Origin of the sequence: Paenibacillus sp. PCH8, from assembly GCF_002968835.1 — a bacterium.
In the GTDB taxonomy this organism is placed as follows: domain Bacteria; phylum Bacillota; class Bacilli; order Paenibacillales; family Paenibacillaceae; genus Paenibacillus.
On record NZ_PKQK01000001.1, the window covers coordinates 2,897,994 to 2,913,404 of the forward strand.

The 15,411-nt window shown below is 47.0% G+C and carries 15 protein-coding genes; 9 read left to right on the top strand and 6 right to left on the bottom strand.

Features of this window, described 5'->3' with window-relative positions; translation table 11 throughout:
* The first annotated feature begins 44 nt into the window (after positions 1-44).
* Genes C0Q44_RS12260 through C0Q44_RS12290 form a run of 7 tightly spaced genes read left to right on the top strand, consistent with a single transcriptional unit; the run spans position 45 to position 7,157 of the window.
* On the top strand, positions 45-308 hold the full coding sequence (locus C0Q44_RS12260) for an acyl carrier protein (protein WP_105407481.1): 264 nt from the start codon (positions 45-47) through the stop codon (positions 306-308).
* Positions 305-1,189, top strand: coding sequence for a hypothetical protein (locus C0Q44_RS30190; protein WP_181150960.1), 885 nt, complete (start codon positions 305-307; stop codon positions 1,187-1,189). The genes C0Q44_RS12260 and C0Q44_RS30190 overlap by 4 nt, the downstream gene beginning before the upstream one ends.
* A gap of 24 nt (positions 1,190-1,213) precedes the next feature.
* Complete coding sequence (locus C0Q44_RS12270; RefSeq protein ID WP_105407482.1) at positions 1,214-1,963, top strand: thioesterase II family protein; 750 nt, start codon at positions 1,214-1,216, stop codon at positions 1,961-1,963.
* A 35-nt stretch (positions 1,964-1,998) separates the two neighbouring features.
* The gene (locus tag C0Q44_RS12275) at positions 1,999-4,332 is read left to right on the top strand and encodes an ABC transporter permease (protein WP_105407483.1); all 2,334 of its coding nucleotides are present in this window, start codon (positions 1,999-2,001) and stop codon (positions 4,330-4,332) included.
* 12 nt (positions 4,333-4,344) lie between these two features.
* Positions 4,345-5,112, top strand: coding sequence for an ABC transporter ATP-binding protein (locus C0Q44_RS12280; RefSeq protein WP_105407484.1), 768 nt, complete (start codon positions 4,345-4,347; stop codon positions 5,110-5,112).
* A gap of 60 nt (positions 5,113-5,172) precedes the next feature.
* Positions 5,173-5,808, top strand: a complete 636-nt coding sequence (locus C0Q44_RS12285) for a TetR/AcrR family transcriptional regulator (RefSeq protein ID WP_105407485.1) — start codon at positions 5,173-5,175, stop codon at positions 5,806-5,808.
* Between the two features lie 20 nt (positions 5,809-5,828).
* The gene (locus C0Q44_RS12290) at positions 5,829-7,157 is read left to right on the top strand and encodes an MFS transporter (protein ID WP_105407486.1); all 1,329 of its coding nucleotides are present in this window, start codon (positions 5,829-5,831) and stop codon (positions 7,155-7,157) included.
* Between the two features lie 174 nt (positions 7,158-7,331).
* Here the strand turns inward: C0Q44_RS12290 and C0Q44_RS12295 are convergent, their stop codons facing one another.
* The 3 genes from C0Q44_RS12295 to C0Q44_RS12305 all read right to left on the bottom strand — a co-directional run bounded on the left by C0Q44_RS12295 (position 7,332) and on the right by C0Q44_RS12305 (position 10,433).
* A complete protein-coding gene (locus C0Q44_RS12295; protein WP_105407487.1) occupies positions 7,332-8,156 on the bottom strand; it encodes a carbohydrate ABC transporter permease in 825 nt (274 codons plus the stop codon).
* A 1-nt stretch (position 8,157) separates the two neighbouring features.
* Positions 8,158-9,030, bottom strand: a complete 873-nt coding sequence (locus C0Q44_RS12300; RefSeq protein ID WP_105407488.1) for a carbohydrate ABC transporter permease — start codon at positions 9,028-9,030, stop codon at positions 8,158-8,160.
* A 101-nt stretch (positions 9,031-9,131) separates the two neighbouring features.
* Positions 9,132-10,433: an ABC transporter substrate-binding protein gene (locus C0Q44_RS12305; protein ID WP_105407489.1), complete on the bottom strand. Its 1,302-nt coding sequence runs from the start codon at positions 10,431-10,433 to the stop codon at positions 9,132-9,134.
* Positions 10,434-10,604: 171 nt separating this feature from the next.
* Between C0Q44_RS12305 and C0Q44_RS12310 the strand changes: the two genes are divergently transcribed.
* Together C0Q44_RS12310 and C0Q44_RS12315 are read left to right on the top strand one after the other, a co-directional pair.
* Positions 10,605-12,494 carry a cache domain-containing sensor histidine kinase gene (locus C0Q44_RS12310; protein WP_258166297.1) on the top strand — a complete coding sequence of 630 codons (1,890 nt, stop codon included), beginning with the start codon at positions 10,605-10,607 and terminating at the stop codon, positions 12,492-12,494.
* A gap of 4 nt (positions 12,495-12,498) precedes the next feature.
* Positions 12,499-13,308, top strand: coding sequence for a response regulator transcription factor (locus C0Q44_RS12315; RefSeq protein ID WP_105407491.1), 810 nt, complete (start codon positions 12,499-12,501; stop codon positions 13,306-13,308).
* Here C0Q44_RS12315 and C0Q44_RS12320 read toward each other — a convergent pair whose 3' ends face one another.
* From C0Q44_RS12320 to nirD, 3 genes are all read right to left on the bottom strand, one after another.
* Positions 13,309-13,938, bottom strand: coding sequence for a YfbR-like 5'-deoxynucleotidase (locus tag C0Q44_RS12320; protein WP_105407492.1), 630 nt, complete (start codon positions 13,936-13,938; stop codon positions 13,309-13,311). It abuts the gene before it with no gap.
* A 286-nt stretch (positions 13,939-14,224) separates the two neighbouring features.
* Positions 14,225-15,007, bottom strand: a complete 783-nt coding sequence (locus C0Q44_RS12325) for a formate/nitrite transporter family protein (protein WP_105407493.1) — start codon at positions 15,005-15,007, stop codon at positions 14,225-14,227.
* Positions 15,008-15,055: 48 nt separating this feature from the next.
* Positions 15,056-15,382, bottom strand: coding sequence for a nitrite reductase small subunit NirD (nirD, locus tag C0Q44_RS12330; RefSeq protein ID WP_105407494.1), 327 nt, complete (start codon positions 15,380-15,382; stop codon positions 15,056-15,058).
* Positions 15,383-15,411 lie beyond the last annotated feature (29 nt).

Below are 15,411 nucleotides of genomic sequence, written 5' to 3' on the forward strand. Positions count from 1 at the left end.
TTTATGTGCCTGAAGGGCAACATCAATAACAAGGGGGAAGGGCAGTGGATTATCGTCAGGAGATTCGGGAATTCATCGGAAATAACCTTACTATGGAGCATGAGGACAGACCCATTAATGATAATGACAATTATTTCGAGCTGAGGTTCGTCAATTCACTCTTTGCAATGCGTTTGGTGGACTTTGTGGAGCGGAAATTCCAGATTGAGATAGCAAACGAAGAGCTGGATTTGGCCAACTTCTGCACCATTAACCGGCTACATGATCTCATTGAGAGAAAGCTGGCTACGAAGGGGGCGGCATTATGATTTCAGCTAATCAGGCATCCATCCGTCCAGTCACGAGCCCGGCAACCAGTCCATCCAACAAATATATGTATCTGTTTTTGGGAATTTCCTTTGGTACATGTTACGGAATTGCAAGTTTGTTTATGTTCTTTGCAGACTTTATTGTACCCATAACAGGTGAATTAACCCTGATGCATCCGCTAGCGATTATTGCCCTGTATTCACCTTCCATAGCCGGATTGATTACATGTTATTTGATGGGTGGCACGGAAGCATTAAAAGGCATGTTTATGAAGATGGTTCCTCGCAAAAAGGATCTGTTCTGGATTCCGGTCATTATAGGAATTTCAATCGTCTTCGCTTCATCCATGCATTTTGGTTCCCTATTGTTCGGCATACCTGTTCCCGAGCTGACATATAGTGTACCGGAAATGATCTGGCTGGGTATTGTGAATCTGTTCAAGGAGACAGGGTTAATTGGCGGATTGTTTGGCTGGATCGGGTTTTTGCTTCCGTTTTTGCAAGGGAAGTTAAAAAACAACGTAACAAGTGGTCTGATTACAGGCCTGTTGTTTGGATTATGGGTGCTTCCGGGATACCTGATTTCCTCTTTTGGCACCTCAACCACCTACATATACTATGTTGTTCAGCTTATGGCATTTATCGTCTTCCAGAGTTACATTTTCAATGCAACCAGAGGCACGCTTCTGTTTTACCTGCTGGCATTCTGGCTTGTGGCGACAGGAAGCCAAATTGATTTGTATTACTTTAATCCGCAAGTTCAAGTTATGCAATTCTTCTTCTTTGTAACGTCGGCAGTCGTGATTCATATCATCTTCAAGCGCAGAAAAGTAGATGTTCCACTTCAGACATTTCCTGCATACGTTCTGGAGAGGAAGTAAGCCAGTGCTGGTGGTGATTGCGTGATGGAACCGATAGAGCCGATGTATCTTGAACAGTTGCAAAAGGGAGAGGGGAACAGACAGATTGTCTGTTTTCCTTATCTTGGAGGTCACTCCCAGAGCTTTCAGCCCCTTGTGAGGGAGCTTCCCGGCGTGGAGATGTGGGCGTTTACGTCCCCAGGCCATGGTCTGAATACGCAAGCTCCTCTGGAGCATATGCAGCAACTGGTAGAGTTGTATACCAGCCAGCTGATGAACGTGATACGACCTGGCAGTGTGTTGTTCGGACATAGTCTCGGAGGGATCTCAGCCTACTTCGTTGCGCATCGTTTATTTCAGGAAGTTCCAGATGTAGCGAGGACGCTGCGGATTGTGCTCTCTGCCTGCAACACGCCAGTGGAGTGCGGGATGCAGAATTATGATCGGATGTCAGACGATCAACTGATTGATCAACTGTTTTCCTATGAAGGGCTTCCGCAAGATTTGATGAATGAAAAAGAATTATTGTATTATTTCCTGCCCGTCATTCGAGCGGATTTCAGAATGCTGGAATCTGCAGCAACACTGGAATATCAGCCGCTATCATTGCCGGTACTGTATCTGTGGGGTGAACGTGATCGTACGGTTTCCCTTCAGTCAGCATTGAAGTGGGGCCGATATTTTCACACACCGATGAAGCTTCAGACCATCAGAGAGGGTAGTCACATGTTTATGATGCACCAACCTTCAATGGTGGCGCATTATCTGACAAGCTTTATGACTCCAGATGTATAGGAACGATATGTAGATGAGAGGAGCCCTGTTCGTTTATGCTGCTACGAATGCTGAGAAACGATATAACGAGAAAGAAAGGGATCACGGCTGCTTTATTTATTTTTGTACTGTTAGCTGCCTTGCTGGTATCTTCGGGGTCACGGATGATTATGGAACTGACGAGCTCCATTCAATATTTGTTCTCTGAATCCAAGACACCACACTTTGTACAAATGCATGCCGGGGAGCTGGACCAGGCCAAAGTGAACACATGGGCTGAGGATCATCCCATGGTTGCCCAGCATCAGATTGTAGAAATGGTCAACATTGATGGCTCTAATCTGTTTCTCGGAGCAGAGTCCGAGAAGAATAGTGTAATGGATATCGATTTTGTGACACAGAACCAGAACTTCGACTATTTACTGAACCTGAACAGTGAAATGATTCAGGTTAATGATGGTGAGATCGCTGTTCCGGTATATTACATGCAGCAAAACAAGTTAAACGTTGGGGACCAGGTTCGAATAGGTAACGGTCAATTTGAACGTTCCTATACTATTGTTGACTTTGTCCGCGATGCTCAGATGAATCCGTCGGTTGTTCACTCCAAACGTTTCATTGTGAGTTCAGGTAACCTGGAGGAATTGAAGCGAGGGATCGGGGAGATCGAATATCTCATTGAGTTTCGATTGAAGGATCCCGCATTGACTGGTGAGTTCACTCAAGCCTATCAGAATGCTGGACTTCCCAATGCTGGTCCAGTCGTGACATATGGTCTGTTCCAGTTACTGAACGGCATGACCGATGGAGTTATTGCAGCCGTTATAATCATGGTCAGCCTTGTGCTCATTCTGATTGCAATGCTCTGTATAAGGTTCACGATGCTGGCTACCATAGAAGAGGATTATCGTGAGATCAGTGTCATGAAAGCGATTGGTATCGCGGAGAAGGATATTAAGAAACTGTATCTCATGAAGTATGTATTTATGGCCGGATTAGCTTCTCTGCTAGGTTATGTTGCCTCATTGGGCGTGAATAGACTTTTCGTTTCCAATATCATGTTGTACATGGGGAAAGCACCTGCAACCTTGCTGCATTTTGCCATACCTTTATTGGCTTCCGGATTAATATTTACAATGGTGGTTCTCTTCTGTCGGACGGTGTTGCGGCGGTTTCGTTCCATCTCTGCGGTGGATGCCCTTCGGACAGGAAGTTTGGGAGACACACAGGTCATTCGCAATAGGCTCAGTCTGTCCAGCAATCGCTGGTCTTCCGTACCTGTATTTCTGGGTCTGAAGGAAGTTGTACAGCGAATCAAGATGTTCCGCCTGTTATTGTTCGTCTTTGTAGTCAGTTCATTTATCATGATTGTGCCTATCAATTTTCTGAACACCTTGCAGGCGCCAAGCTTTATTTCCTATATGGGTGTAGGACAAAGTGATATCCGCATTGACTTGAGGCACACTGACGATGTAGAGCAACGTTATGACACACTGGTTGCCCAGATCAAAAATGATGAAGCTATCCAAAAATATTCCCCACTGGTAACAAGCCAGTTCAAGGTTCGGAATGCGGAAGGCAGCTATGACAATCTGAGTGTGGAAACCGGGGACTTCAGTATTTTCCCATTGTCTTACGTCAGCGGTAATGCACCAACGACCGCGAATGAAATTGCACTGTCGGATGCGAATAGCAAAGAGTTGGGTCTGAAGACCGGAGAACAGCTTAGTCTGCTAGTGAATGGAAAAGACCAGGTCATGACCGTTAGTGGTATCTATCAAGATGTTACGAATGGCGGGAAAACGGCGAAGGCATTGCTGCCATATAACAAGGATAGCGTACTGTGGTATGTGGTTAGCCTCGATCTGAAAGACCGCGGGCAAATGGCGGCCAAAATTGCTGAATATGAGACGTCCTTCTCACCAGCTAAAGTAACCGATCTTCAAGGGTATCTGGATCAGACACTCGGAGGAACCATTCAGCAATTGAAAATGGTCACGATGCTGGCCTTGGCTATCGGTGTGTTCATATCCATTTTGATCACATCCCTGTTCCTTCAGATGTTAGTAGCCAAAGACAACAACGATATTGCTGTACTCAGAAGCCTCGGTTTTGGATTATCCAAGATCAAGTTGAAATATGTAGTCATGTCACTTGTCATATTAATCGTCGGAGTTGTGACTGGAACGGTACTGTCCAATACGCTTGGACCGCTGCTCGTCAGCAGCATTATGTCATCGTTTGGTGCTTCCAATATTGTATTTGTAATTAATCCGGTACAGGCGTACATTCTGTGTCCATTGTTGCTTGCAGGAACCATCATACTGACGGCGCTGGTCAGCATACAGTCTATCAAGGAAACTAGCATATCCAAAATGATCGCGGAATAGGGAGGATTAACGATGACAACCATACTTGAAGCCAGAGACGTGAATAAATCCGTGGCAATCGGCGAGAATGAAGAACATAATATTCTGAAAGATATCAACCTCCAGTTAAAAAAAGGAGAGTTCGTATCCATTATGGGCCCGTCCGGCTCAGGCAAATCTACGTTATTGTACAATATTAGCGGCATGGATCAGATTAGTGCTGGCAGTGTCTACTTTAATGGCAAAAAAATATCGGCTTTTCAGGAGAGTGACCTGGCAAGTCTGCGTTTAACCAAGATGGGGTTCATATTTCAGAACATTCATCTGCTCAAGAATCTGAATTTGCTTGACAATATCGTCCTTTCCGCCTATCTCGCCAAGAACAGCAGTAGGGATACTATTAATACACGAGCGCTGTCCCTGATGAAAAAGATGGGAATTGACGGGCTGGCCCAGCATAACATCACACAGGCTTCGGGAGGACAATTACAGCGAATCGCCATTTGCCGTGCGCTTATCAATAATCCGGATATTCTGTTTGGCGATGAACCGACGGGGGCACTGAATTCGAAATCCACATACGAGATCATGGATATTCTGGGTGGCATCAATGCCGCAGGTACAACCATTCTGCTCGTAACTCATGATGTTAAAGTGGCTGCCAGATCGGAACGAGTGCTGTTTATGATGGATGGCAAATTGGTGGCAGACAAAAATATCGGAAAATATGTGAGCGAACGTCAGGATCTGAAAAACAGGGAAAGCCATCTGGGGCAATGGTTAACTGAAATGGGGTTCTAAAAAGAGAACTTCATGACTAGAATAGACCGACAGTCGGTCTAACGGATCGGAGAACAGAATATGAGATTAATGAAAAATCCGGAAGAACGCAGAAACGAGATTTTGGATGCAGCCGAAATTCTGTTCGTGACAAAGGGATATACGAAAGCGACGGTCATGGATATCCTTCAGGCATGTAACATTGCCAAGGGTACATTTTATTATTATTTTCAGTCCAAGGAAGAGGTTATGAACGCCATTGTCATGCGCTTTATTCTGAACGGGGAAGCATCCGCCAAGCGTGTGCTGTCCGATCCCAAACGGAGTGCCCATGATAAAATTCTCCAAATCATGATGGCGCAGAATCAGCCTGAAGACAGAAAGCTCGGTCTGATTGAGCAATTGCACAGTGTGCACAATGTCGAGATGCACCAAAAGAGCCTTGTCGAGACGGTCCTCCGGTTAAGCCCCATCTTGGCTGAAGTGGTAGAGCAGGGGATTCAGGAGGGAGTATTTGATACACCTGATCCCCAGGAAGCCATCGAATTTTTGCTCGTATCCTCTCAATTTTTACTGGATCGAGGCATCTTTGAATGGAAAGAGGAAGAGCTTCTCAAGAAGGTTGAAGCTTTCACTCGTATCATGGAACGTGTCCTGGGAGCGGAAGCAGGTAGCTTCGCCTACGTAATTCGTCTGTATTTTCCACATCAATTCTGAACGAGAAAGGAGTAGTATCCATGGAACACACGGTTCAAAAATCATTTGGCAAGTTTCTGGTTGTATGGTTCGGTCAGCTGATCTCCATGATCGGAATTGGGCTTACCGCTTTCTCACTGGGGGTATATGCCTTCGAGAAAACCAATACGGCAACAAGTGTTGCCCTCATTACCCTGTTTACTTTCCTGCCGAACATTCTGCTTCGACCTATTGGAGGCGTACTGGCGGACCGATTCGACCGTCGAACGATGATGATCATCGGTGATCTGGGTTCTGCAGCTGGTCTGATTTTCATCTTGTTCATCATGCTCACGGGGGATATCCAGTTATGGCATATCTACGTGGGAGTGTCATTCAGCTCCGTTTTTTCGGCATTGCAAAGTCCGGCATATAAGGCTTCTGCCACAGATTTGCTGGATAAAGATCAATTCTCCAAAGGAAGCGGACTCGTGCAATTGGCTGAATCATCCAAATTTTTATTTTCACCGATTATAGCGGGCATTCTGCTCAGTATTACAACCATCGAAATTATCCTGGTCATTAATATTGCGACCTTCCTGGTTGCCATTCTGGCTGTGCTGGTTATTCGGAAGAGCATGAAGGTGGAACGAGAGGATAAAGAAGACAAAAACTGGATGACCGATATTCAGGAGGGATGGAGGGAAGTTGTAACGAACAAGGGAGTACTGCTGTTGGTTATTATTATTTCCTTGGTCACCTTCTATCTGGGATTCCTGGAGACGCTGATTGGCCCAATGCTCTTGTCCTTCACGGATGCGAAGACACTCGGGACGTTCCAGTCCGTTAGCGCCATTGGTATGCTGATCAGCAGCTTGTGCATCGGTATATTTACAATGACGAAGAAATACGCAAGTGTGCTGGTCATGGGATTGATTTTGTGTGGACTATCCTTCTCGCTGCTGGGGGTATCCACCAATATTTATTTTATCATCTTCGCAGGCTTCCTGTTCCTGTCATCGCTGCCGTTTGTCAATATGAGCGCAGATGTACTGGTTCGAAACAATATTGCCAACGAAAAGCAGGGCAGGGTATGGGGCATCATTGGAATTCTGTCACAGCTCGGTTTCATCATTGCATACAGCCTGGCAGGATTTCTGGCCGACCATGTGTTTAACCCGATGATGATGGAGGGTGGAGCGCTGGCATCTTCGGTGGGTCAGATCATTGGAACGGGACCGGGAAGAGGGATTGCCCTGCTGTTCATTATTGCCGGTCTATTCGTTATTCTGATCGCCATTATCACATCCCGTCTGAAAATGATAAAAGCGCTGGAGGAAAGTTCTGATATCGCAACACCTCCCGATGTTGGCGGGCTCGCCCACGATTAATCAAAGGATGAGCCACAAGACAGTCATCTTCCTTGGTACGAGATGTGGATATAGGTCATAGACCGATGTGCCAATAGAGAAAGCCCTTGTTCGCAGCATGTGAACGGTTCTGTACGAAGAGCCATTTGCATGATTTGCAGACAAGGGCTTTTGGGCTGTGAAGTCTTCGGGGGATTACCCTTTCACGGCCCCAGAAGTCAGACCGCCTACAATATACTTCTGCCCAATCAGGAACACGATTAATACAGGCAAGGACGTAAGCACAATATCGGCACTGACCAGATTCCACTGGGCGCTGAATTGTCCGAAGAAATTGTATACAGCAAGGGTCATCGGCCACATCTCCACCGTATTCAACATGTAGAGCGGTGCGGTAAATTCATTCCAGACACTCAGGAAATTCAGGACAAATACCGTCACCAGCACCGAAGTTAACAAAGGAACGATAATTCGCAGGAACAACTTGATCCCGTTGCATCCGTCCATGATGGCCGCTTCATCCAGCTCCTTCGGGATGTTGGATACGAACGCATACGTAATGAACAGGGAGATCGGAATGCCCATGGCCGTATAGAGCAGGATCATACCGAGATGTGAATTGATCATGCCCATCGATTTCATCACTTCCATCAGCGGAATATAGTTGAGCGGAAGCGTAATGCCAAGAATCAGGAAGAAGTACAGGAACTTGCTGAGCCTCGAATGGTTGCGTGATAACGTGAAGGCCGAGAAGGCCACCACAAATACGAGCAACAGAGAAGAGGTCCCGGAGTGCAGCAGACTATTGAAAAAGGAACTTCCCAAATGTCCCTGCTCATAGACGATTTTGTAATTTTCAAAGATAAACTTCTCAGGCAGCGTCAGTTTCAGCACTTTGGCTTCGGCATCGGACTTGAATGAATTCAGGACAATGACCACAAAAGGAATCAGGACAACCAGGCTAAGCAGCCAGGCGAGGGCATTTAACCCGATGGAAGCCAGTCTTTTTCTCAGTCGCATGTTAGTATTCCACCTTTCGGTTCATCAAGCGAATGATGAAGAAGGAGATAATCGCCATGATGACAAACAAAATGGTGGATAGCGCACTGCCGAGTCCCCAGTACCCTTTGGCAAAGGAGGAATATACCGCGGTGTTAATCACGTCCGTGGCGTTGCCGGGCCCACCATTCGTCAGCACGTATACGGCATCGAATACTCTTAGGCCGTAGGTAATGTTCAGCACCGTGGCGATGGTGATCGTAGGCATCAGCATCGGAAGCGTGATTCGGAATAGCTTCTGCCCGAATCCGGCGCCGTCAATGGAAGCTGCCTCGTAATAATCGCGAGGGATAGCGAGCAATCCGGCGATGAACAGCACCATGATGTACCCCATGCCTTTCCACGTATCCACCGCCATAATGGATGGCATAGCCCAAGTTAGGGAGCCCAGCCAGTTCTGGGCGAGAACGTCCAGTCCCAATGAACGCAGGGTTACGTTGACGAATCCGTTATTCGGATCAAGCAGACTTTTGAACACAAGCCCAACAATCAGGAAGGATAACACCTGTGGAGAGAAGATGATCATTCGATGCAGATTGGCGGCTTTCACACCGCTGACCAGAAGCAGGGCCAGGAACAAGCCCAGAACAGTCTTGGCGATGGATGTAACCAGGGTGAAGAGTACTGTATTTTTGATAAAAAGCAGATAGGTCGGATCACCCGCCAGAATGGTACGGAAGTGCTCCAATCCAATAAAATTCTTCTCCGAACTATAACTGTTCCAGTCGGTGAAGGAGTAATAGATGCCCAGCAGGGCGGGAGCGACGATGAACAGCATATACAGCACAATCGCTCCGGATGAGAAATACCAGGGATAGATTTTGTTCGCATTCATAACCCGTAACACCTGTCCTTCCTGCCAAAATACATGAGCGGGCAAATGCCCGCTGCATGTAACGCTGTTTAGCGTTTATGTGTACCTTAAACGATCCACTTTTACTTCCACGCCTCATCCTTCAGCACTTTGGCTTGTTCAGCCCGGCGTTTGTCAATGTTTTGCAGAATCTGATCCGGTGTCATTGCCCCGGCGAACATGCCCGACAAGTCCTTCCCGATATCCATCCATTGTGGATCAATATATTTCACAGCGGCCTGCATGACCGTACCTTTTTCATGATTTTTCTCATAATCGATATAATCTTGCGTCAGCTTAGGTTCGATCTCTGGCCAGCAGATCGTCAGATTACCCTCACCTTCATCGAACACCCGTTGCAGATGATCATGCTCCGTAATCCAGCGGAAGAATTTCAGAACTTCTTCGGGGTGTTTACTGTTTTTGTTGCCGAACATCGCAGCTGAACCGCCCGGATTTACACCAATCGTCTGATTGTCTGCCCAAGGCATAACGAAGAATCCCATATTGTCTTCCATGGCTGGATATGCTTCGGACACTTCTTTTTCCGTACCTGGAACCCGTAATAGCATGGCTGCTTTCTCCTGACCAAAGGCTTCGATTCCCGCTTCTACCGTGTTGGATAAGAAGTCTTTACCGAAATAGCCAAGATCCGCGAATTCCTTCAACTGTTCAATGACGGACTTCAACTGCGTCATATCTGCGACTTTCATCTCATTGTTGTTCAGTTTCTCATAGGTACCTGCCGTCGTTTGCTCATAGTTAGGTCCCGTTTCGAACAGGGGCAGAACCTGATACCATCCGCTGGCAGGAGCCTGATAGAACGGAATGATGTCCTTATTCTTGATTTTCTGGCTGATCGCCTTGAATTCTGCATAGGATGTAGGAGGTGCTATGCCGAGTTCTGCGAAGATCCGTTTGTTATAGTACACATACCAGATTTTCGAAGGGGCAAAAGAAACCCCGTACACCTTGTCATTGTGACTGACGGTTGGTAGAATCTCTTCCGACATTCGGTCCGTGAATTCTTCATTGGTCAGGTCGATTGCATTTTCTTCCGGTCTAACGTTGGCCGGCATGCTGAGAGGGTCCACATCGACATTGAAAATGTCAGGTGCTTCGCCAGACGCCAGCTTCACCTTGATCAGGTCACGCCACTGTGCGTCAGGTACGACTTGAAAGTCAATTTTCACACCGGTCTCCTGCTCATATTCCTTGGCCATGGTCTGCATGATGCCTGTACGCGGAATACCGGACTGACTTGTTCCAAAAGTGAGTGTTACCTTGCCCGTGCCTGAAGCACTGTCACCGGAGTTGCATCCGGCAAGCAGCAGGGTGGAGAGCACTAGTACACTTGCCAAGCCAAATAGAAATCGTTTTCCCATCATTGAACCTCCCGAAATATCAATCATATTCTTACTTGCCGAAACGCTTCATGTAAGCGTATTCTTATGTGGATAACTTTACTGTGAACAACGGATGTGCTCAATAGACAAAAGCGTTCTATTGGGTGGACATTTTCGAAGAGTGTCACAGATATCAACACAGGACGAGGTGTGTGGGGATTGCGGTATCGGTTTGGAACACTTCAGCAAAGTTTATTTGCCTATTACTCTGCGGTATTTATTATCTTTTCGCTCATTGTGGCTGGGCTTCTGTATGCCTTTCTCGCGAGTGATATTCGTAATCGAAGTGAAGAACAGCAGAGACAACTGGGGGTATCGATCGTTGGCAATCTGGATCAGGAAGTGGTGAAAATGAACAATTTTTCCATGAACATCGTGTATTCCAATCTGGTCAAGGAACACTTCAGTCACTACTTGGCACCTGCGGAGGGCAATGAACAGGCACTGAGCAATGATCCGACATTGTACAAGGATACCACGACACTGATTGACGTCATTCTGGCGATTATCAGCAGCTCCAATACGGCGAAGCAAGCGAATATCTATGATGTGAACGGCAAGATGCTTGGAGCGGGCGCATTCAACGGTCAACGGTCAGTGAACCTGAAGGAGCGTCCCTGGTATCAGGAAACGTGGGAGCGGAGTGGCTGGCGCGTGATCCGTCTGCTGGAGGGCGGAGCTTTGCCCATGCCAACAGGGGAGGGGAAGTCGGATCAACCCTACATTTCTCTTACCCGGGTATATAAAGACGGCAATTACGTCAGTCAGGGCGTGGTTGAGATTTTGCAAAGTGCCACAGATCTGTTCCAGCATTTGAATGAGTTGCAGGCGAGCAACGAGGACCTTCGCATCTATGTGATGGATGAACGCAATACATTGTTATATCCGCTTACTTCGGCTAAATCTGGTTCCAGAATGGACCATTCCGAAGTCATGGATGTGATTGTACATCGTGCGTTCCCATCTGAAACCATGCAGGAAGTTACCGATCCCCTCATGAAATCGAAGCAAATGATGACGTACATGACTTCGCAGGAGACCGGATGGACCGTTGTTGTGATGCAGTCCAAGCAGTCGCTTTTTGCTAACCTGAACCGGTTGGCTCTGATGTTTATCGGTGCGACATTGGCCACCCTGATGCTCATTCTGATTCTCTCGTATCTGATCTCGAAAAGAGTCACCTTGCCCCTGCACCGTCTCCAACGGATTATACAGAAAACGGGAGAGAACGACCTGGTAACGAATCCGGATTCAGGCCAGTTGTTGTTCAAGCTGGAACATCCCGGTTCCATCCGGGAGATGGATGAGCTGAATGATACGTTTATCCGGTTGAATCAACAGCTTGTGCAATCGTTTCAGGATAGGCTGGCGATGAAATCTCAGGAGACAGAAGCGAGATTACTGGCGCTGCAATCCCAGATGAACCCGCATTTTCTCTATAACAACATCACTAATATTAGCATCATGGCGGAAGAAGGCATGAATGAGCAGATTGTCGCGTTCTGCGCCAATATTGCATCCATGCTCCGTTATATCTCTACTCCGGGTAAAAACGGGGTTCCATTGTCTCAAGAACTGGATTATTGTGAGCGGTATCTGGAGTGTATGAAGATCCGGTTTGAGGATGATCTACACTACGAGTTTCATATTCCGGAAGAGATGAAGTATATCCAGGTTCCGATGCTGATGGTACAACCACTACTGGAAAATGCCATGAAATATGGACTGGGTGATACCCCTCCATGGAAACTGAATATTACTGGAGAGTTGGATGCGGTACAGCAGACCTGGCAGATCCACGTGGAAGACAACGGACCAGGCATGGAACCCGAGGCACTTGCCAAGATCATGCATTACATTGAACAGTCACAGGAGTGGGAGCGTATGCCCGACCTCGAAATTAACGGCATGGGACTCAAGAATATATGGGTCCGATTGAAATTATGGTATGGCACAGCAGCCCACATGCAGATTACGAACAAGCCTTCCGGCGGTGTCCAGATTACCATAGGTGGTTCCATTCGAAAGGAGCATGACTGAACCCATGACAATCAAATATAGAACGATTATTGTGGAAGATGAAGCCCTGATTCGCCGGAATGTCTCGCGCAAATTCAGAGAGTTGGACACCCGGTTCGAGGTGATCGGTGAGGCGAGGAACGGTCAGGAAGCGTTACAGCTGATCGAACATTCCGTACCTGATCTGGTTGTAACTGATATACAGATGCCGGTAATGAGTGGATTGGAACTCGCCAAACATCTGTATTTTGCCTATCCGCATGTGAAAATTGTCATTCTGAGTGGTTATCATGAATTCGAATATGCACGGCAGGCGATCAGTTACAAGGTTGAGGATTATCTGCTCAAACCATTATCGGAAGAACAGCTTCGTACACTGCTGGATGCGATGGAATTGAAGCTTGGGAGCGCTGTGGATTCGCTTGCGCATGTCAGTGCTGTGCTGGATGAGCAGGTGAAGCCGGAGGATATCGCAGAGGCCGTTAAGTTGTATTTGAAGCAGAATTACATGCATGAGATTACACTCCAGGACATGGCGGGACAGATGCATTTTAGTGTGGACTATCTGGGAAAGTGCTTTAAGAAAGTAACGGGTGAGACTCCACTGAAATATATGACAGGTCTGCGGATTAATGAAGCAAAACGCATGCTCGTTACTCATGAGAATATGGATATCAAGACCATTGGTGGAGCAGTAGGGTATAGTGATTCCCACTATTTCAGCCGGATCTTCAAAAACAAAACGGGCATGTACCCTAGCGAGTACCGACTGCAATTGCAGGAACGAAAAAAAGCCCTGTCCATGGATGATGAGAACCATGTTGACTTGAGCTGATTACTGGGCCAGAGCTTCTTCTGTTATTTTGCGAATATCAAACGGGGAGCGGATACCTTCTTCGATCATGTCGGGGAGAATCTGTTCCAGGAAATACTGCACACAGTGGAGGTCGATATTTTTGATTTTGACCAAGGCATAACGGTACATAACGATAAATTCTTTCTCCGTATTGCCACGTTGGAGCTCAGCAAAGGCTTCATATACCTGATCCATCTTGTCTGCGACTTCGAGAATCAGTCCTTCAACCGATAGGTCTTTTCCCTCACGCAGCTGTCTGCGGAAAATAGGCTGGAACTCTTCAGGAATATTTTCATTAATAAAATGTTCAACCATGCCTTCTTCCACCTTTTGCAGCATCGAACGCAGCTCCAGTGAATAATGTTTGACGGGTGTTTTGATATCACCGATAAAGATTTCGCCATAATCATGACTGCTGGTGATTTCGTATAACTTCTTCCAATCGATGGTGACTCCATGTTGCTCCTCAATATCTGCGAGCGTTTTGGCGTACTGTACCACTTTCCAGGAATGGGCGGATACGCTGTGTTCTTCGAATTTGAATTTGCCAGGTGTACGAATAATACGTTCAAGATCGTTTAGTGACCTGAAGTACGTGTGAATTCCCATATAAGCGTTCATCCTTTGCTGGTTGAGTATAAGTGTGAGTATCCATCGACTATACGCCAGTTATGTCAACTGTGGATTAACGCGGATAGCGACGAAGGTAAAATGAATTTTTATTCTCTTCCGAAGGACGAGAGGAGCAAAGAGAGGCGTTGGAGAAAGTGCGCAACGAATCGACAATTATTAAAAAATCCACGATGTATGACTGAACGTGAGTTCGGCATCCATCGTGGATTAGTTGTGTAGATGTTGTGCTACCTAACGTACATAAGTGCAGTTGGATCAAGAATTACGCTTTTTTGCGTACCGATGAAGTGTACCAGTAAGCCATACCAACAAATAGGGCACCGCCAATGATGTTACCAAGCGTCACCGGAATCATGTTATGGAACCAGCCTGCCAGCGTAATTGTATCCGGGTGGTTCGGCAATAGCCAGGATAAGGACAGCAAGGTCATATTGGCGACACTATGCTCATACCCACTTGCGATAAAAGCGTACAGACACCACCAGATGAGAGCAATTTTGGCGATATCCTCTTTCGTGCGAGCTGCCATCCAGATCGCCAGACAGACAAGCCAGTTACAGAGAATGCCGCGGAAGAACAACTCAGACACGGGAGCGGCCATCTTTTTGGCAGAAGCAACGAATAACAGATGTTCGGGTGCAGCCGTTTTGAACAGGCCGCTGCCGACAATAAGTAGGCTGAGCAGGATCGCACCGAGCAAGTTGCCGAGGAAAACAAGTCCCCAGTTTTTCAGTGTATCTTTAACCGTGGTCCGGCCTGCGAGCGTGCTCATAGTGAAAAACATATTGTTACCTGTGAACAGTTCCGATCCGGCAAAGATGACCAGGGTGAGGGCGAGCCCGAAGGACATGCCCATCAACATGGTTTGCAATGGCGACTGTGCCGCCAGGAGCGGAGCACCAATACTGAAGATCAGAATGATACCCAGTCCTACATAGGCACCAGCCATCAGAGCAGCAACCATATATCGTGGCAGGCTTGAATTCATCTGATCCCGTTTTTTAACCGCAGCTTCAATAATTCCCTCAACACTTGGTGTATACATCACGGTTTCCCCCATTATTTAACATCGATCTTTAAAGTTGCAATCAAGCTACATAGCGATCCAGACCTGGGCATTCTCGACCTTCACCGGATACATCTGCACCTGACCGGTATCCGGTGCTTGCACCAGACCGGTTGTCAGGTCAATTTTCCAATCATACAGCGGATCGTACAGATAATGTCCGGACACGATTCCTTCAGCCAGCGGCCCACCCTTGGGGTGGGGGCTACGATTATCCGCCGCGAAGATGGTGCCATCCGATGCCCGAAATACAGCTAACTGATGGCCTTGGATCTCAACTACTCTTCCGATTCGTGGCAGGAATTCTTCAACTACTCCGGCAGGGAAGTAGGTACCTGATTGTTTGGTCGTCATCTTAAACCACTCCTTATCTATTGAACATT